The sequence below is a fragment of the Bacillus velezensis genome (genome assembly GCF_001461825.1).
In the GTDB taxonomy this organism is placed as follows: domain Bacteria; phylum Bacillota; class Bacilli; order Bacillales; family Bacillaceae; genus Bacillus; species Bacillus velezensis.
In genome coordinates, this window is the sequence record NZ_LLZC01000012.1 from 450,320 (window position 1) to 465,082 (window position 14,763).

The 14,763-nt window shown below is 45.2% G+C and carries 16 protein-coding genes; 12 read left to right on the forward strand and 4 right to left on the reverse strand.

What is annotated here, in order from left to right:
• Positions 1-24 precede the first annotated feature (24 nt).
• The 8 genes from ccpN to AR442_RS06445 all read left to right on the forward strand — a co-directional run bounded on the left by ccpN (position 25) and on the right by AR442_RS06445 (position 8,067).
• Positions 25-663, forward strand: a complete 639-nt coding sequence (gene ccpN / locus AR442_RS06410) for a transcriptional regulator CcpN (RefSeq protein WP_003152989.1) — start codon at positions 25-27, stop codon at positions 661-663.
• A 25-nt stretch (positions 664-688) separates the two neighbouring features.
• A complete protein-coding gene (locus AR442_RS06415; RefSeq protein WP_053284929.1) occupies positions 689-1,501 on the forward strand; it encodes a pyruvate, water dikinase regulatory protein in 813 nt (270 codons plus the stop codon).
• 255 nt (positions 1,502-1,756) lie between these two features.
• Positions 1,757-2,263: a YaiI/YqxD family protein gene (locus AR442_RS06420; RefSeq protein ID WP_014418404.1), complete on the forward strand. Its 507-nt coding sequence runs from the start codon at positions 1,757-1,759 to the stop codon at positions 2,261-2,263.
• Between the two features lie 21 nt (positions 2,264-2,284).
• A complete protein-coding gene (gene dnaG / locus AR442_RS06425) occupies positions 2,285-4,096 on the forward strand; it encodes a DNA primase (protein WP_007408290.1) in 1,812 nt (603 codons plus the stop codon).
• Between the two features lie 192 nt (positions 4,097-4,288).
• Positions 4,289-5,410 (forward strand): RNA polymerase sigma factor RpoD, encoded by a 1,122-nt coding sequence (gene rpoD / locus AR442_RS06430; RefSeq protein ID WP_003152998.1) that lies wholly within the window; start codon positions 4,289-4,291, stop codon positions 5,408-5,410.
• Between the two features lie 350 nt (positions 5,411-5,760).
• On the forward strand, positions 5,761-6,123 hold the full coding sequence (gene cccA / locus AR442_RS06435) for a cytochrome c550 (protein ID WP_003152999.1): 363 nt from the start codon (positions 5,761-5,763) through the stop codon (positions 6,121-6,123).
• Positions 6,124-6,248: 125 nt separating this feature from the next.
• Complete coding sequence (locus AR442_RS06440) at positions 6,249-6,953, forward strand: tRNA (adenine(22)-N(1))-methyltransferase (protein WP_038460841.1); 705 nt, start codon at positions 6,249-6,251, stop codon at positions 6,951-6,953.
• The gene (locus AR442_RS06445) at positions 6,946-8,067 is read left to right on the forward strand and encodes a Nif3-like dinuclear metal center hexameric protein (RefSeq protein WP_015240228.1); all 1,122 of its coding nucleotides are present in this window, start codon (positions 6,946-6,948) and stop codon (positions 8,065-8,067) included. Before AR442_RS06440 ends, AR442_RS06445 begins: the two co-directional genes overlap by 8 nt.
• 20 nt (positions 8,068-8,087) lie before the next feature.
• Here the strand turns inward: AR442_RS06445 and AR442_RS06450 are convergent, their stop codons facing one another.
• Together AR442_RS06450 and vrrA are read right to left on the reverse strand one after the other, a co-directional pair.
• Complete coding sequence (locus AR442_RS06450; RefSeq protein WP_053284928.1) at positions 8,088-9,032, reverse strand: 4-hydroxy-3-methylbut-2-enyl diphosphate reductase; 945 nt, start codon at positions 9,030-9,032, stop codon at positions 8,088-8,090.
• Between the two features lie 122 nt (positions 9,033-9,154).
• Positions 9,155-9,850, reverse strand: coding sequence for a VrrA/YqfQ family protein (gene vrrA / locus AR442_RS06455; protein ID WP_012118006.1), 696 nt, complete (start codon positions 9,848-9,850; stop codon positions 9,155-9,157).
• Positions 9,851-10,015: 165 nt separating this feature from the next.
• Here vrrA and AR442_RS06460 point away from each other — a divergent pair, with 165 nt between their 5' ends.
• Both AR442_RS06460 and AR442_RS06465 read left to right on the forward strand, forming a co-directional pair.
• Positions 10,016-11,332: a DEAD/DEAH box helicase gene (locus AR442_RS06460; RefSeq protein WP_022552948.1), complete on the forward strand. Its 1,317-nt coding sequence runs from the start codon at positions 10,016-10,018 to the stop codon at positions 11,330-11,332.
• A gap of 10 nt (positions 11,333-11,342) precedes the next feature.
• Positions 11,343-12,236 carry a deoxyribonuclease IV gene (locus AR442_RS06465; RefSeq protein ID WP_014418398.1) on the forward strand — a complete coding sequence of 298 codons (894 nt, stop codon included), beginning with the start codon at positions 11,343-11,345 and terminating at the stop codon, positions 12,234-12,236.
• Between the two features lie 32 nt (positions 12,237-12,268).
• On the opposite strand, the gene AR442_RS06470 is transcribed toward AR442_RS06465, so the two are convergent.
• Positions 12,269-12,523 carry a DUF2624 domain-containing protein gene (locus AR442_RS06470; protein WP_014418397.1) on the reverse strand — a complete coding sequence of 85 codons (255 nt, stop codon included), beginning with the start codon at positions 12,521-12,523 and terminating at the stop codon, positions 12,269-12,271.
• Between the two features lie 118 nt (positions 12,524-12,641).
• Here AR442_RS06470 and AR442_RS06475 point away from each other — a divergent pair, with 118 nt between their 5' ends.
• Both AR442_RS06475 and zur read left to right on the forward strand, forming a co-directional pair.
• Positions 12,642-13,523: a YitT family protein gene (locus tag AR442_RS06475; RefSeq protein ID WP_007408296.1), complete on the forward strand. Its 882-nt coding sequence runs from the start codon at positions 12,642-12,644 to the stop codon at positions 13,521-13,523.
• A gap of 123 nt (positions 13,524-13,646) precedes the next feature.
• Positions 13,647-14,057 (forward strand): zinc uptake transcriptional repressor Zur, encoded by a 411-nt coding sequence (zur, locus tag AR442_RS06480; protein WP_003153018.1) that lies wholly within the window; start codon positions 13,647-13,649, stop codon positions 14,055-14,057.
• A 31-nt stretch (positions 14,058-14,088) separates the two neighbouring features.
• On the opposite strand, the gene AR442_RS06485 is transcribed toward zur, so the two are convergent.
• Positions 14,089-14,670 carry a nucleotidase gene (locus AR442_RS06485; protein WP_007408297.1) on the reverse strand — a complete coding sequence of 194 codons (582 nt, stop codon included), beginning with the start codon at positions 14,668-14,670 and terminating at the stop codon, positions 14,089-14,091.
• Positions 14,671-14,763: the final 93 nt, after the last annotated feature.

Sequence of the window (14,763 nt, forward strand, 5' to 3'; positions counted from 1 at the left end):
TAAAGAAACCCTTCCATAAAGGTGGTGAGTACGATCGAATTAAATAAACGGCAAGAACAAATTTTACAGATTGTAAAGGAAAACGGCCCGATTACCGGCGAGCATATCGCAGAACAGCTCAATTTAACGAGGGCCACGCTGCGGCCGGACTTGGCCATACTCACCATGTCAGGCTTCTTAGAGGCCCGTCCGCGGGTCGGTTATTTTTATACGGGGAAAACGGGAAATCAGCTGCTTGCGGATAAACTGAAAAAGCTGCAAGTGAAAGATTTTCAATCGATCCCTGTTGTCATCAATGAAAATGTCTCGGTATACGATGCCATCTGCACCATGTTTTTAGAAGATGTCGGCACGTTATTTGTCGTAGATCGTGATGCTGTCTTAGTCGGTGTGCTGTCACGCAAAGATTTGCTGCGGGCGAGCATCGGCCAGCAGGAACTTGCCTCAATACCGGTTCATATTATCATGACAAGAATGCCGAATATCGCCGTCTGCCGGCGTGACGATTATGTGATGGACATCGCCAAGTATTTAATTGAAAAACAGATCGATGCCCTGCCCGTTATTAAAGATACGGATAAAGGCTTTGAGGTCATCGGCCGGTTTACCAAAACGAATATGACTAAGATACTTGTCAGTTTATCAGAAAATGAAATCATATAAGCTTGAAAACTAACGGGGGGATAACATGGACAATCGCATCATTTATGTAGTATCAGACTCAGTCGGAGAAACCGCCGAACTCGTTGTAAAAGCCTCGCTCAGCCAGTTTAACGGCTCAGCCGATGATACGCATATCAGAAGAATACCTTATGTGGAAGATATCGGCACCATTAATGAAGTCGTGTCTCTCGCCAAAGCGGACGGCGGCATTATTTGTTTTACGCTCGTTGTTCCTGAAATACGCAAATACCTGGTTGAACAAGCGGAAAAAGCGAATGTGCTGTATTACGATATTATCGGTCCGCTCATCGATACAATGGAATCGGCTTACGGTCTGACCGCCAAATATGAACCGGGCCGCGTCCGCCAGCTTGATGAAGATTATTTCAAAAAGGTCGAGGCGATCGAGTTTGCCGTCAAATATGACGATGGCAGAGATCCAAGAGGCATTTTAAAAGCCGATATCATCCTGCTCGGAGTATCCAGAACGTCTAAAACCCCATTATCACAATATCTTGCCCATAAGCGTCTGAAAGTGGCCAATGTGCCGATCGTTCCTGAGGTCGATCCGCCGGAAGAACTGTTCAGCGTTGATCCGAAAAAATGCATCGGCTTAAAAATCAGCCCTGATAAACTGAACCATATACGAAAAGAACGGTTAAAATCTCTCGGCTTAAATGACAAAGCCATTTACGCCAATATCAACAGAATTAAAGAAGAGCTGGAGTATTTTGAGAAAATCGTGGACCGGATCGGCTGCCAAGTCGTTGACGTTTCGAATAAAGCGGTCGAGGAAACAGCGAACATCATTCATCATCTCAAAACAAAGGGCCGATAACTCAGGACGCTTTATCCTGGGTTTTTGGGTATGCAAATAGGGAATAAACAAAAAGGATGGCATCTTCGCGAAGTTTGTATTATAATAAAAAATTGTGATAAAATGTTTATTTTTAGGTTTAAGCTTCGTGTGATACGAATAAACTATTATGGGTAAGATGTCAAGAATAACTCCCGGAAATTTTTCGACAAAGCTCAAAATAGATCCGCAGTCATGGAGCATATGCGATTTCGCTTGTTTTTATGCAGGAGATTGATGGAGGGATGGAGAATTAGTCTTCTAAATGAAAAAGAAAAGACGATTTTTGTCGATGCAGACGCATGCCCCGTAAAAGAGGAAATAATGCTCATTGCATCGCAATTCAGCGTTCGGGTTATTTTCGTCGCATCATTTGAACACTACCAGCTTTCCAGAAGCAAAGACGAGAACTGGGTATACGTTGATCCTCATAAAGAAGCGGCGGATTTATATATCGCAAACCATGTGAGATCGGGAGACGTCGTAGTCACGCAGGATATCGGTTTAGCCTCTCTTTTGCTGAACAGAAATATTGCCGTCTTATCGGAAAGGGGCCGTTCTTATACTGAAGACACGATTGACTTCGCTCTGATGAGCCGTCATATGTCAGGCAAAATGAGAAGAAGCGGCATTCATTCCAAAGGACCTAAAAAATTAAATAAAGAAGATCGGAATCGATTTGTTACCCTGCTTAAAAAAATCCTGTCGAATGATGAAGGGATTTCAAATCAAAACATCGAATAATGTACGACGGAGTGTTATAAGATGGGAAACCGCATACCAGATGAAGTAGTTAATCAGGTGCAGCAGTCAGCAGACATTGTTGAAGTCATAGGTGATTATGTCCAATTGAAAAAGCAAGGCCGCAACTACTTTGGGCTCTGTCCGTTTCACGGGGAAAACACGCCCTCGTTTTCCGTCTCCAGCGATAAGCAGATCTTTCATTGCTTCGGATGCGGTGCGGGCGGGAACGTTTTCTCTTTCTTACGGCAGATGGAAGGCTATTCATTTACGGAAGCTGTTTCTCACCTTGCGGATAAATATCAGATTGATTTCCCTGATGATATAACGATTCACTCTGCATCCAGGCCGGAATCTTCCGGAGAGCAGAAGATGGCGGAAGCCCACGAGCTTCTGAAGAAATTTTACCATCATTTGCTAATAAATACAAAGGAAGGCCAGGAAGCGTTAGATTACCTTTTATCAAGGGGTTTTACGAAAGAGCTCATAGATGAGTTTGAAATCGGCTACGCGCTGGATTCCTGGGATTTCATGACGAAATTCTTGAAAAAGCGCGGTTTTGAGGAAGAACTGATGGAAAAAGCGGGTCTGCTGATCAGAAGGGAAGACGGCAGCGGGTATTTTGACCGTTTCAGAAACAGAATTATGTTTCCCATTCATGATCACCACGGAGCCGTGGCGGCTTTTTCAGGAAGGGCGCTCGGAAGCCAGCAGCCGAAATATATGAACAGCCCGGAAACGCCGCTGTTTCATAAATCTAAGCTGCTGTATAACTTTCATAAGGCGCGCCTGCCGATCAGGAAAGAGGAGAGAGCCGTTCTGTTTGAAGGCTTCGCTGACGTCATATCCGCCGTCAGCTCAGGCGTAAAAGAAAGTATCGCCACAATGGGGACGTCGCTCACCGAAGAACATGTGAAAATCCTCAGGAGAAATGTTCAGGAGGTCATTCTCTGTTACGATTCGGATAAAGCCGGGTACGAAGCTACGCTGAAAGCGGCCGGCCTGCTCCAGAAAGCCGATTGTAAGGTAAGAGTAAGCATGCTGCCTGACGGGCTTGATCCTGATGATTATATCAGAACCCGGGGCGGAGAAAAATTCCGGACCGATATCATTGATGCAAGCGTTACGGTCATGGCTTTTAAAATGCAATATTTCCGCAAAGGGAAAAACTTATCTGACGAAGGAGACCGGCTCGCTTACATGAAAGAAGTGCTGAAAGAAATCAGCGCTCTTTCCGGGTCGCTTGAGCAGGAAATGTATGTGAAGCAGCTCGCCTCGGAATTTTCTCTTTCGGTAGAATCTTTGACGGAACAGCTTTCCATCTACGCCAGACAAAACGCCCCCGGCGACAAAAACGCTGAACCGCAGACAAGACGGGCCCGGGTGACGACAAAAGCGAAACGGCGCCGTCTCCGTCCCGCCTATGAGAACGCGGAAAGACTTCTGCTCGCTCATATGCTGAGAGACCGAAACGTCATAAAGAAAGTGATTGAGCGTGTCGGCTTTGAATTTAACATTGACGGACATCGTGCGCTGGCAGCATACCTGTACGCTGTTTATGAAGAGGGTGCTGACATGACGCCGCAGCATCTTATGGCGAGAATGCAGGATGAGGAAATCAGCCAGCTGCTTTCAGATATAGGGATGCTCCAAGTAAACGAGGAGCTCTCAGAGGCCGAGTTATCCGATTACGTAAAAAAAGTGTTGGATCACCGAAAATGGTCAATGATAAAGGAAAAAGAAGCAGAAAGAGCGGATGCGGAGAGGCAGAAAGACTTCGTGAAAGCTGCGTCTCTGGCTCAAGAAATTGTTGCATTGAACCGATCATTAAAGTAACACCAAAAAGAGGCTTGCGTTCTGATTGGCAATGATTCCTTGCGGAGGAGCAAATAGATCGCTTAACCTCATCATGAATTGTCATTTATTATCCGCAGCCCTGCATGCTGAAAAAGAGAGAAGGCTTCCGGGTCGGATAAGAAACATACCGCTTTTAGAATTCGTTGCAAGCTTTGGAAGGAGGGATCCATAATGGCTGATAAACAAACCCACGAAACAGAAACAGAACTTACATTAGACCAGGTAAAAGAACAGCTTACTGAAACTGGAAAAAAACGTGGCGTTTTAACATATGAAGAAATTGCTGAACGCATGTCCAGCTTTGAAATTGAATCAGACCAAATGGATGAGTATTATGAATTTTTAGGAGAACAAGGTGTTGAATTAATTAGTGAAAATGAAGAAACGGAAGATCCTAATATTCAACAGCTTGCCAAAGCCGAAGAAGAATTTGACCTTAATGACCTCAGCGTACCGCCTGGCGTAAAGATCAATGATCCAGTCCGCATGTACCTTAAGGAAATCGGACGGGTAAATCTTCTTTCTGCTAAAGAAGAAATCACCTACGCTCAAAAAATTGAAGAGGGTGACGAGGAATCTAAACGCAGACTGGCTGAAGCAAACCTTCGTTTAGTTGTCAGCATTGCTAAACGGTATGTCGGCCGCGGCATGCTTTTCTTAGACTTGATCCAAGAAGGAAATATGGGTCTCATGAAAGCCGTCGAGAAGTTTGACTACCGTAAAGGATATAAATTCAGTACGTATGCGACTTGGTGGATCAGACAGGCGATTACACGCGCCATCGCTGACCAGGCGAGAACAATCCGTATCCCGGTTCACATGGTGGAAACCATCAACAAATTAATCCGGGTGCAGCGTCAGCTTCTTCAGGATCTTGGCAGAGAGCCGACACCGGAAGAGATTGCTGAAGACATGGATCTTACGCCTGAAAAAGTCCGTGAAATATTAAAAATTGCTCAAGAGCCTGTTTCTTTAGAAACGCCGATCGGTGAAGAAGACGACTCACATCTCGGTGACTTCATCGAAGACCAGGAAGCGACATCTCCGTCGGATCATGCGGCATATGAGCTTTTAAAAGAACAGCTGGAAGATGTGCTGGATACGTTGACAGATCGTGAAGAAAACGTGCTGCGTCTCCGTTTCGGTCTGGATGACGGACGCACAAGAACTTTGGAAGAAGTCGGCAAAGTGTTTGGAGTAACGAGAGAGCGTATTCGCCAAATTGAAGCAAAAGCGCTTCGCAAATTGAGACATCCGAGCAGAAGCAAACGTCTGAAGGATTTTCTCGAATAGAATGGAACGGGTCTTTTTGATCCGTTCTTTTTTATGTATAAGATATATGGATAATATACCTTTATTTTACTGGATAAGCATATGTTTTGCAAATGAGTTCGGAAAAAATGCGGCATGTCCTGAAAGGGGGAAAATGAGATAAGTTTATTTATATTCTTTATTGTAAGCGTATACAATTCATTATACAATAGAATAAAGATAATTTTGTGATAAACAAAACAGTTATTTTTGCTTTTTGTATAAATTGTGAAATCAATGAAATTGCTGAGCAAGACCATTTACTTTTTGTAAAAATAAGTTAGAATTAGAAGTGTTTACATAGGGGGAGAATGAAAAAGGGGGATGGAGATATGAAGTGGAATCCGCTGATTCCTTTTTTGCTCATTGCAGTGCTGGGAATAGGGCTGACTTTCTTTTTAGCTGTAAAAGGCAACGGAGATGCGCATCAGATCGCAAGCGGCGGTGAAAGCAAAAATGCCGAGAAGGAAACTGCAAACGCTTCACCTGAAGAGATTTATAAAGCGAACTGCATCACCTGTCACGGGGAAAACTATGAAGGTGTGTCAGGGCCGAACTTAAAAGGCGTCGGCAAAAGAAAAGATGTCGCTGAGATTAAAACAAAAATTGAAAAAGGCGGCAACGGGATGCCCGCGGGCCTTGTGCCGGCCGAAAAGCTGGATGACATGGCAAAATGGGTTTCTGACATTAAATAAAGCTTTACCGGTCCCTATATAAAAGACATATGAAAAACTCTATCCGCCGCTTGGATTCCGGGCGGTTTTTTTATATGATAGTAAAGGAAAAAGAACCTGAGAAAAGTTGTGATATTGTGAATGAAATGAAGTTATCTAAAAGATTGCAGTCTGTGGCGGAATATATCCCTCCGGGTGCCCTGGTTGCTGATATCGGGTCGGACCACGCGTATCTTCCTTGCTATGCCGTTTTGAATCATTTGGCAAGCCGGGCAATCGCCGGTGAAATTACAGACGGGCCGTATCTATCCGCCAAACAGCAGGTGGAAAAACTGGACTTAAGCACTCTTATCTCCGTAAGGAAAGGTGACGGGCTGAGCGTCCTTGAAAAAGGAGAAGCCGGCGCCATTACAATCGCCGGCATGGGCGGAGCACTGATCGCTCATATTTTGGAATCGGGGAAAACGAAATTGACGGGGCGTGAACGGCTGATTCTGCAGCCGAATATTCATGCCGTTCATATAAGAGAGTGGCTGTATCAGGAAGGCTATGAACTGCTTGATGAAGTGATTCTCGAAGAAGACGGAAAGTGTTATGAAATCCTCGTTGCGGAAACTGGCGACCGTGATGCGCCTTATCGGGACGTGCCGATGGCTGCCGGAATGCTTGCGGGTCCGTTTTTATTAAAAGAGAGGAATGAAGTGTTTCTTCGGAAATGGAGCCAGGAACTTAAGCATACTGAACAAATTTATGAACAGATCAGCCGCAGCGCAAAGCATGAAAATCATGAAAAATTAGCTGAATTGAAAGAGCGGATCTCTCTGCTGAAGGAGGTAATCGGACATGCCTAAACATGTGAACGGACAGGAAATCATCCAGCTGTTTGAACAATTTTCACCGAAGGCTTTTGCGGTGGAAGGAGACAAAATCGGCCTGCAGATCGGTACATTGAATAAGCCGGTGAAAAATGTCATGGTGACACTGGATGTTCTGGAACAAACGGTAGATGAAGCCATTGAGAAAAAAGTTGACTTAATTATCGCCCACCATCCGCCGATTTTTCGGCCGCTTAAACAGATCACCACTGATCAGCCTGGCGGAAGACTGATTGAGAAATGTATAAAGCATGATATTGCCGTATATGCGGCTCATACGAATCTTGATGTAGCGGACGGCGGTGTTAATGACCTGCTTGCCGAAGCTCTCGGTCTGACAGACACAGAAGTGCTCGTCCCGACATATTCGGACCCGCTGAAAAAGCTTGCCGTATATGTTCCGAAAGACTATGAAGAAGCTGTAAGAACCGCACTCGGCAACGCCGGAGCGGGACATATCGGCAATTACAGCCATTGCGCGTTCTCCTCTGAGGGAATCGGCAGCTTTAAGCCGCTGGACGGGGCAGAACCGTTTATCGGGCAGACGGGAGAACTGGAGCTCGTCCATGAAGTGAGACTTGAGACCGTTTTTCCGGCAAGTATGGAGAAAACCGTCGTAAAAGCGCTGAAAAAAAGCCATCCGTATGAAGAAGTGGCATATGATATTTATCCGGTGGAGCAGTCTCCGCTTGAAAAAGGGCTCGGCCGCATCGGAAAACTTCAGCAAGACATGACGCTTGAAGAGTTTGCTCTGTTTGTGAAAGAAAAGTTTGACGTTAACGGAGTCCGGATGGTCGGAGAGCGAAACAGCAAGGTGAAAAAAGTCGCGGTTCTTGGCGGTGACGGAAATAAATATATTTATCAGGCAAAGCGGAAGGGTGCAGATGTTTACGTGACGGGCGATCTTTATTTCCATGTAGCGCATGATGCGATGATGATGGGATTAAACGTTGTGGACCCTGGGCATTATGCTGAAAAGATCATGAGAAAAGGCACGGCTGAGAAGCTTACGGCAATGGCCGGAGAGAAAAACTATGACGTGCGCATTTTCGCTTCCGAAACAGATACAAACCCATTTACCTTCTTATAAAAAAACTGAGGCCCCGGGCCTCAGTTTTTTATTTTTACTTTCGGAAGGATTTTTTTAAGCGGCACACTGTGTTCAAGCTGCCATGTCGATTCATCGTTGTGGTCAAACTGCTCTAAAAAGCGGATGACTTCCTTTGTAATCGGTGTCGGTGTTGATGCGCCTGCGGTAATGGCGACGGTATTGACGTCTTTCAGCCATTCGAGCTTCAGTTCACTGATGTCTCCGATTCGGTAGGCTTTTGTTCCGGCGATTTCTTCTGACACTTGCGCCAGTCTGTTGGAGTTATTGCTTTTCGGATCACCGACAACAATGGTTAAGTCCGCTTTTTTTGCCTGCTCTGATACAGCTTCTTGACGAACCTGTGTGGCCAGGCAGATTTCCTGATGGTATTCCACGTACGGGTACTTTTCTTTGACTGATTCCATAATATCGTGGACGTCCCACTGGGACATTGTCGTTTGGTTTGTAACGATTAATTTCTCAGCCTGAATATCGAGATTTCTCACGTCTTCCTCTGTTTCAACGAGATGAACGATTTCAGGAGCGACGCCGACGGCTCCTTCAGGCTCGGGGTGGCCTTTTTTGCCGATGTATATGACGTGATAGCCTTCAGCTTTTACTTTCCGGATTAAGTCATGTGTTTTCGTGACGTCCGGGCATGTGGCGTCAATCGTAACGAGCCCTTTTTCCTCAGCGGCTTTTCTTACTTCCGGAGATACCCCGTGAGCCGTGAAAATAACGGTTCCTTTTTCCACCTGCTTTAAAATCTCCAGACGGTTTGTGCCGTCAAGCGTGTAAATGCCGTCTTCCTCAAACGCATCTGTGACATGCTTATTATGAACAATCATTCCGAGTATATATATAGGTCTTGGCAGTGTTTTATCGAGTGACGCGTTTTTAGCTATGACCATGGCATCAACAACGCCGTAACAGTAGCCGCGCGGCGATATTTTGATAACGTTCAATGTAGATGTCCTCCTATCAAAAGTGAGTGTAGAGGCAATATAAAAAGCCGTAGTTAAACGGCTCAAATCTTGCATTCTTCTGATCTCATTATAGCTAATCTTTCGTGAGATATCAAAGAATGTTAAATATATAATTTCGGCTTTGATCTGCCCGATGTTCTTTTTGGACGCGGCTGTTCCGCTGAGTCTGCCTGTGCGGCGTCTTTTTCTTTTGAAGCGGATGCTTTTTCAGACGTCTTCTTTGATGTTTTGGATGAGGCGTCTGATTTGTTTTCATCTTCTGTTTCATCTGTTTTTTCAGCTTCATCCTTTTTGTCCTGTTCGTCTGTTTCTTTCGTCTCGTCAGATTCATTCTCGTCGTCACTGCTGCTTAATTGGCTGTAAAGCTTCATCATGGCGGGCAGACTCCGTACTAAAGGACCGTACTGCTGGATCATCGGCGTAACCTGCTGCGCCACGCCGAGCACCTTCTGAACGTTGCCGAGCATGCTCGACAGGGATGCCGGACTTGCCAGGTTCTGTATTCCCTGCAGTCCTGCACCTGCTCCTCCGCTGGCCGCCGCCGGTGCCGACGCGGCAGCGCTTCCTCCTCCTGAACCGGGTAAAAAACGGGAAAGCATCCCTTTTAAGCCCCCTCCGCCGCCCGTGCCTGCGTTTCTCAGGCCCGCTCCGGCAATCTGCTGCTGAGGGAAAAGCTGCCGGCCCTGCTGCATCAGCTGCCGGCCCGGCAATGACGGTCTTCCTCCCATCATCATACGCGGATTCATAAACGGCCGGCCCTGCTGCGCCATATTTCTCATCGGCTGCTGTGGAAACATACTTGTACCTCCTTTCTGTCTCTCTGCTATTACAATATGCATCGGAGGGGGCATTTGCTTTTCTGTCTCGAAAACAGGATTCCCCCGAGACATGGTGTTTTTAAGTAAAATCGGTTATAATGTGATGATGGACACAGAATGTGCCGCTTTAAGGAGCTGGGAAAAATGAAAGAAACTAAATTTGATGGATACAACTTAAAACCGTTTATTATAGATGCAGTTCACCGCCTTGGTTTTTATGAACCGACAGATATTCAAAAGCGTCTGATACCTGCCGTACTGAAAAACGAAAGCGTGATCGGGCAGTCCCAGACGGGGACGGGGAAAACCCACGCCTATTTATTGCCAATTTTGAATCGGATTGATCCGGGTTCTGATACGGTACAGGCTGTTATCACGGCGCCGACGAGAGAGCTTGCCAATCAGATTCATCAGGAAGCGCTCAAAATCACACAGGGTGCGGAAGATGAGCCGATCCGGACAAAATGCTTCATCGGCGGGACGGACAAGCAAAAATCAATTGATAAGCTGAAAACACAGCCTCATCTCGTCGTCGGAACGCCGGGCCGGATCGCGGATCTGATTAAGGCGCAGGCATTGAACGTCTATAAAGCGCAGTCTCTCGTCATTGACGAAGCTGATCTGATGCTTGACATGGGCTTTTTAGAAGACGTTGATTTCATCGGATCGCGTATGCCGGAAGAACTTCAGATGCTAGTGTTCTCAGCTACGATTCCGGAAAAGCTGAAGCCGTTTTTGAAAAAGTATATGGAAAATCCGAAGTACGCGCATGTTGAGCCGAAAAGAATCACAGCCGAAAAGATTGAACATGTTTTGGTTCCTTCTAAACAGCGTGATAAAGACAAACTGCTTTTTGATATGATGTCTCATCTGAACCCTTATCTGGGCATTGTGTTTGCAAATACGAAAAACACGGCTGACCATATTGCGAAATATCTGACTGAAAAGGGCATGAGGATCGGTCTTCTGCACGGGGGATTAACGCCGCGTGAGCGTAAGAAGGTAATGAAGCAGATTAATGATCTGGAATTCACTTATGTCATTGCGACAGACCTTGCGGCAAGAGGAATTGACATTAAAGGCGTAAGCCACGTCATCAACTATGAGCTTCCGGACGATCTGGATTTTTATGTTCACCGCGTCGGTAGAACTGCACGCGCCGGTTCATCAGGTCAAGCACTGACCATTTATGAGCTTTCTGACGAAGATGCGCTCGTAAGACTCGAAAAGATGGGTATTGTGTTTGACTATGCGGAGCTTGTAAACGGCGAATGGAAGAAAGGCGATGACCGCCACCGCCGCAAAAAACGCAAAAAATCGGAGAATGAGGCCGACCAAATGGCGAAGCGCCTCGTGAAAAAACCGAAAAAAGTGAAGCCGGGCTATAAAAAGAAAATGGGCTACGAAATGGAAAAGATAAAAAGAAAGCAGAGAAGAAACAAATCTAACAAAGGAAAGTAGGGGAATCGGGTTGCTGAAAATAGGTTCACACGTCTCAATGAGCGGAAAACATATGCTCCTTGCCGCAAGCAAGGAAGCTGTTTCGTACGGGGCGAATACATTTATGATCTATACGGGCGCTCCCCAAAACACGCGCCGCAAAAAAATTGAAGACTTGAATATTGAAGCGGGCCGCGCCCATATGAAGGAAAACGGCATCGACGAGATTGTCGTGCATGCGCCGTACATCATTAACATCGGAAATACGACAAATCCGGCAACGTTTGAGCTGGGCGTTGATTTTCTGCGTTCTGAAATTGAAAGAACGGCAGCGATCGGCGCGAAACAGATCGTGCTTCATCCAGGAGCGCATGTCGGAGCCGGGGCTGAGACGGGCATCAAAAAAATCATTGAAGGTTTAAACGAAGTGATTGTTCCCGGTCAAAACGTGCAGATTGCGCTGGAAACAATGGCGGGCAAAGGATCAGAATGCGGGAGAAGCTTTGAAGAGCTGGCCGAGATCATTGCGGGAGTCACGCATAATGAACATCTATCCGTCTGCTTTGACACTTGCCACACCCATGACGCCGGGTATGATGTCGCTAATGATTTTGACGGTGTTCTTAACGAGTTTGATAAAATCGTCGGCATCGATCGGATAAAAGTCCTTCATGTTAACGACAGTAAAAATATCAAAGGCGCCCGGAAAGACCGCCATGAAAATATCGGGTTCGGAGAGATCGGTTTTGACGCTCTGCAGTACATCGTTCATCACGAGCAGCTTGCCGATATTCCGAAAATCCTCGAAACACCGTATGTAGGCGAAGACAAGAAAAATAAGAAGCCGCCGTACCGTTTTGAAATCGAAATGCTGAAAGAAAAGCAGTTTGATAAGGAGCTTCTTGAAAAAATATCAGCTCAATAAGAAAGAAAGGAGGGGCGGGTGTCCCTCCTTTCTTACCCTGAGAATTGATTGAAAAGTTCGTCAACTTTCCGCGCCGTTTCTTTTGAGGTTATCGTTTCCACTTTTTTCAGCAGGCGCAGCCGCTCCTGATCATCAAAAATATTGATGTTTTTTCCGTGCATCAGAGCCGCTACCTCAGCCGCTTGACTCCTCGTAATGCTGATTCCGTATTGCTTGGAATATTTCAGCAGATCGTCCGCAGTGACTTGATTGAGCCGCTGCAAAATAATTCTTTGTATTAAAATCATCGATACTTTCACCTCTTTAGACATAATGTATTGAGCAGATCATTAAAATGTTACAGCTTTTAATGGTAAAATAAAGTTGCTTACTGTTTAAAATAGTTATTATAGGAAAGGAGATTTTATGACCCCAAATAAACAGCATAAAAGAGAATCATTTTTACACTTTATCTTCAGGGTCATTATGATTCTGATCGGGGCGGGTTCAGCCGCCGTAAGTATTGAATTGTTTCTGGTCCCTAATAATTTTATCGACGGAGGCATTATCGGTGTTTCATTAATTTTAGACCACCTCTTTATGTCCAATCCCCTCCTCAATTTTGCCTTATTCGTTGTGTTACTCAACATTCCATTTATGATTTTCGGATATAAATATATCGGAAAAACATTTCTCATCTCTACTGTTATCGGAATCGTCGGTTTAGCGCTGATTGAATCCTCATTGCACCATGTGGAGGCCATTACGACCCAGCCTATTTTGGCGACGGTATTCGGGGGGCTTTTGCTCGGTTTCGGGGTAGGCCTTGTCATCCGAAACGGAGGCTCGATGGACGGTACTGAAATCCTTGGTATCCTTCTCACGAAAAAGCTGCCCTTTTCAGTCGGGGAATTCGTTATGCTCATCAATGTGTTTATTTTCATTTGGGCCGGTTTTGTGTTCGGTCCGGAGCAGGCAATGTATTCTTTCATGACTTATTATATTGCCATGAAAACGATTGACGCCGTCATCCAGGGGCTTGATGAAACAAAAGCGGTCATTATTGTTGCAGAGCAATATGCTGAGATCTCAGATGCTATATTGCACCGGCTTGGACGGGGAACCACCAAGCTTCAGGGAAAAGGCGGATATACGGATGAAACCAAAGAAGTCATTTACGCGGTCGTGACAAGGCTTGAAGTGACTAAATTGAAATCCATTGTGTTTGAAATTGATAAAAACGCCTTTATTACGATCATGAATACCCATGAAACGAGGGGCGGTAAGTTCAAAACCGCGATTCACTAGGCTTTCATTTACTTTTCATCATTTTATAGGTATAATTTGATACATCATAAGAAAATGGCCTGCTGTTCAGACAGCTGCCATTTTCTTTTTGGAGCGATACCGTGTTGTAAAGGGGAGGTCCTCATGAACGTACAAGAAGCGTTGAACCTGCTGAAAGAAAAAGGGTATAAATATACGAGTAAGCGAGAAGACATGCTGCAGCTTTTTGCTGATTCTGATAAATATCTGACCGCCAAAAACGTGCTTGCCGCATTAAATGACGACTATCCGGGTCTGAGCTTTGATACCATATACAGAAATCTTTCGTTATATGAAGAACTCGGCATTTTGGAAACGACGGAGCTTTCCGGAGAAAAACTGTTCCGTTTTACATGCTCTTATACCCATCATCATCACCATTTTATCTGTTTAACCTGCGGGAAAACGAAGGAAATTGAGTCCTGTCCGATGGATAAGCTGCACGATGATTTGGAAGGGTATGAAATCAGCGGCCATAAGTTTGAAATTTACGGCACCTGTCCGGCGTGCCGATAAAAAACCTCCTGCTTATACAGGAGGTTTTTTTTCAGCTTTTCACATGCTGAAAGCTATGTTTGTTTTTATTAATCCAGGCGACGGCTTCAAGCCAATTCTGCACCCTGATAATATTGGAATCGATGGGGAGCTGATTATATGGGGAGTTAAAAAGGATAACCGGAATGCCTGCTTCTTTTGCGATCATTGTCGCATTGCCGTGGTGATCTTCGAAAAATAAATCAATGCCGTGTTTTTTGACGGCTTCCACTTTGTGATGGCCTCCGACAAGCTCAATGTGATCGTAATGAATGTCCCGGTTTGCAAACCAGTCCAGCGTAACATCTTCTAAGTGGCCGCGTCTTGCCGTAATGTAGATCAGACGGTGCTCTTCTTTCAGTCCGTCCAGTGCCTGCTTGGCAAATTCCGCGAGCTTCGCTTCTTTATATATGGCTGCTTCATGAACGTTCATCCATTCCCAAAATTCCTCGTCTGTAATGTTCAAAAGCTTCGTCAGATCATAATCAGTCATATCATCCAAGGTAATGGAAAGATGAAATGAGCGGTTTAAATAAGGGACAAATGTATCCTGTGCCGTAACTGTGCCGTCAATATCTATACCTAACCGTAACATGTCCACACTCCTATAAATTCATCCCTTCAAGTGTAACATAAACAATTAACAATACCAGAAAAGTTTAGCAAACATGAATCCGTAAAAAACGCG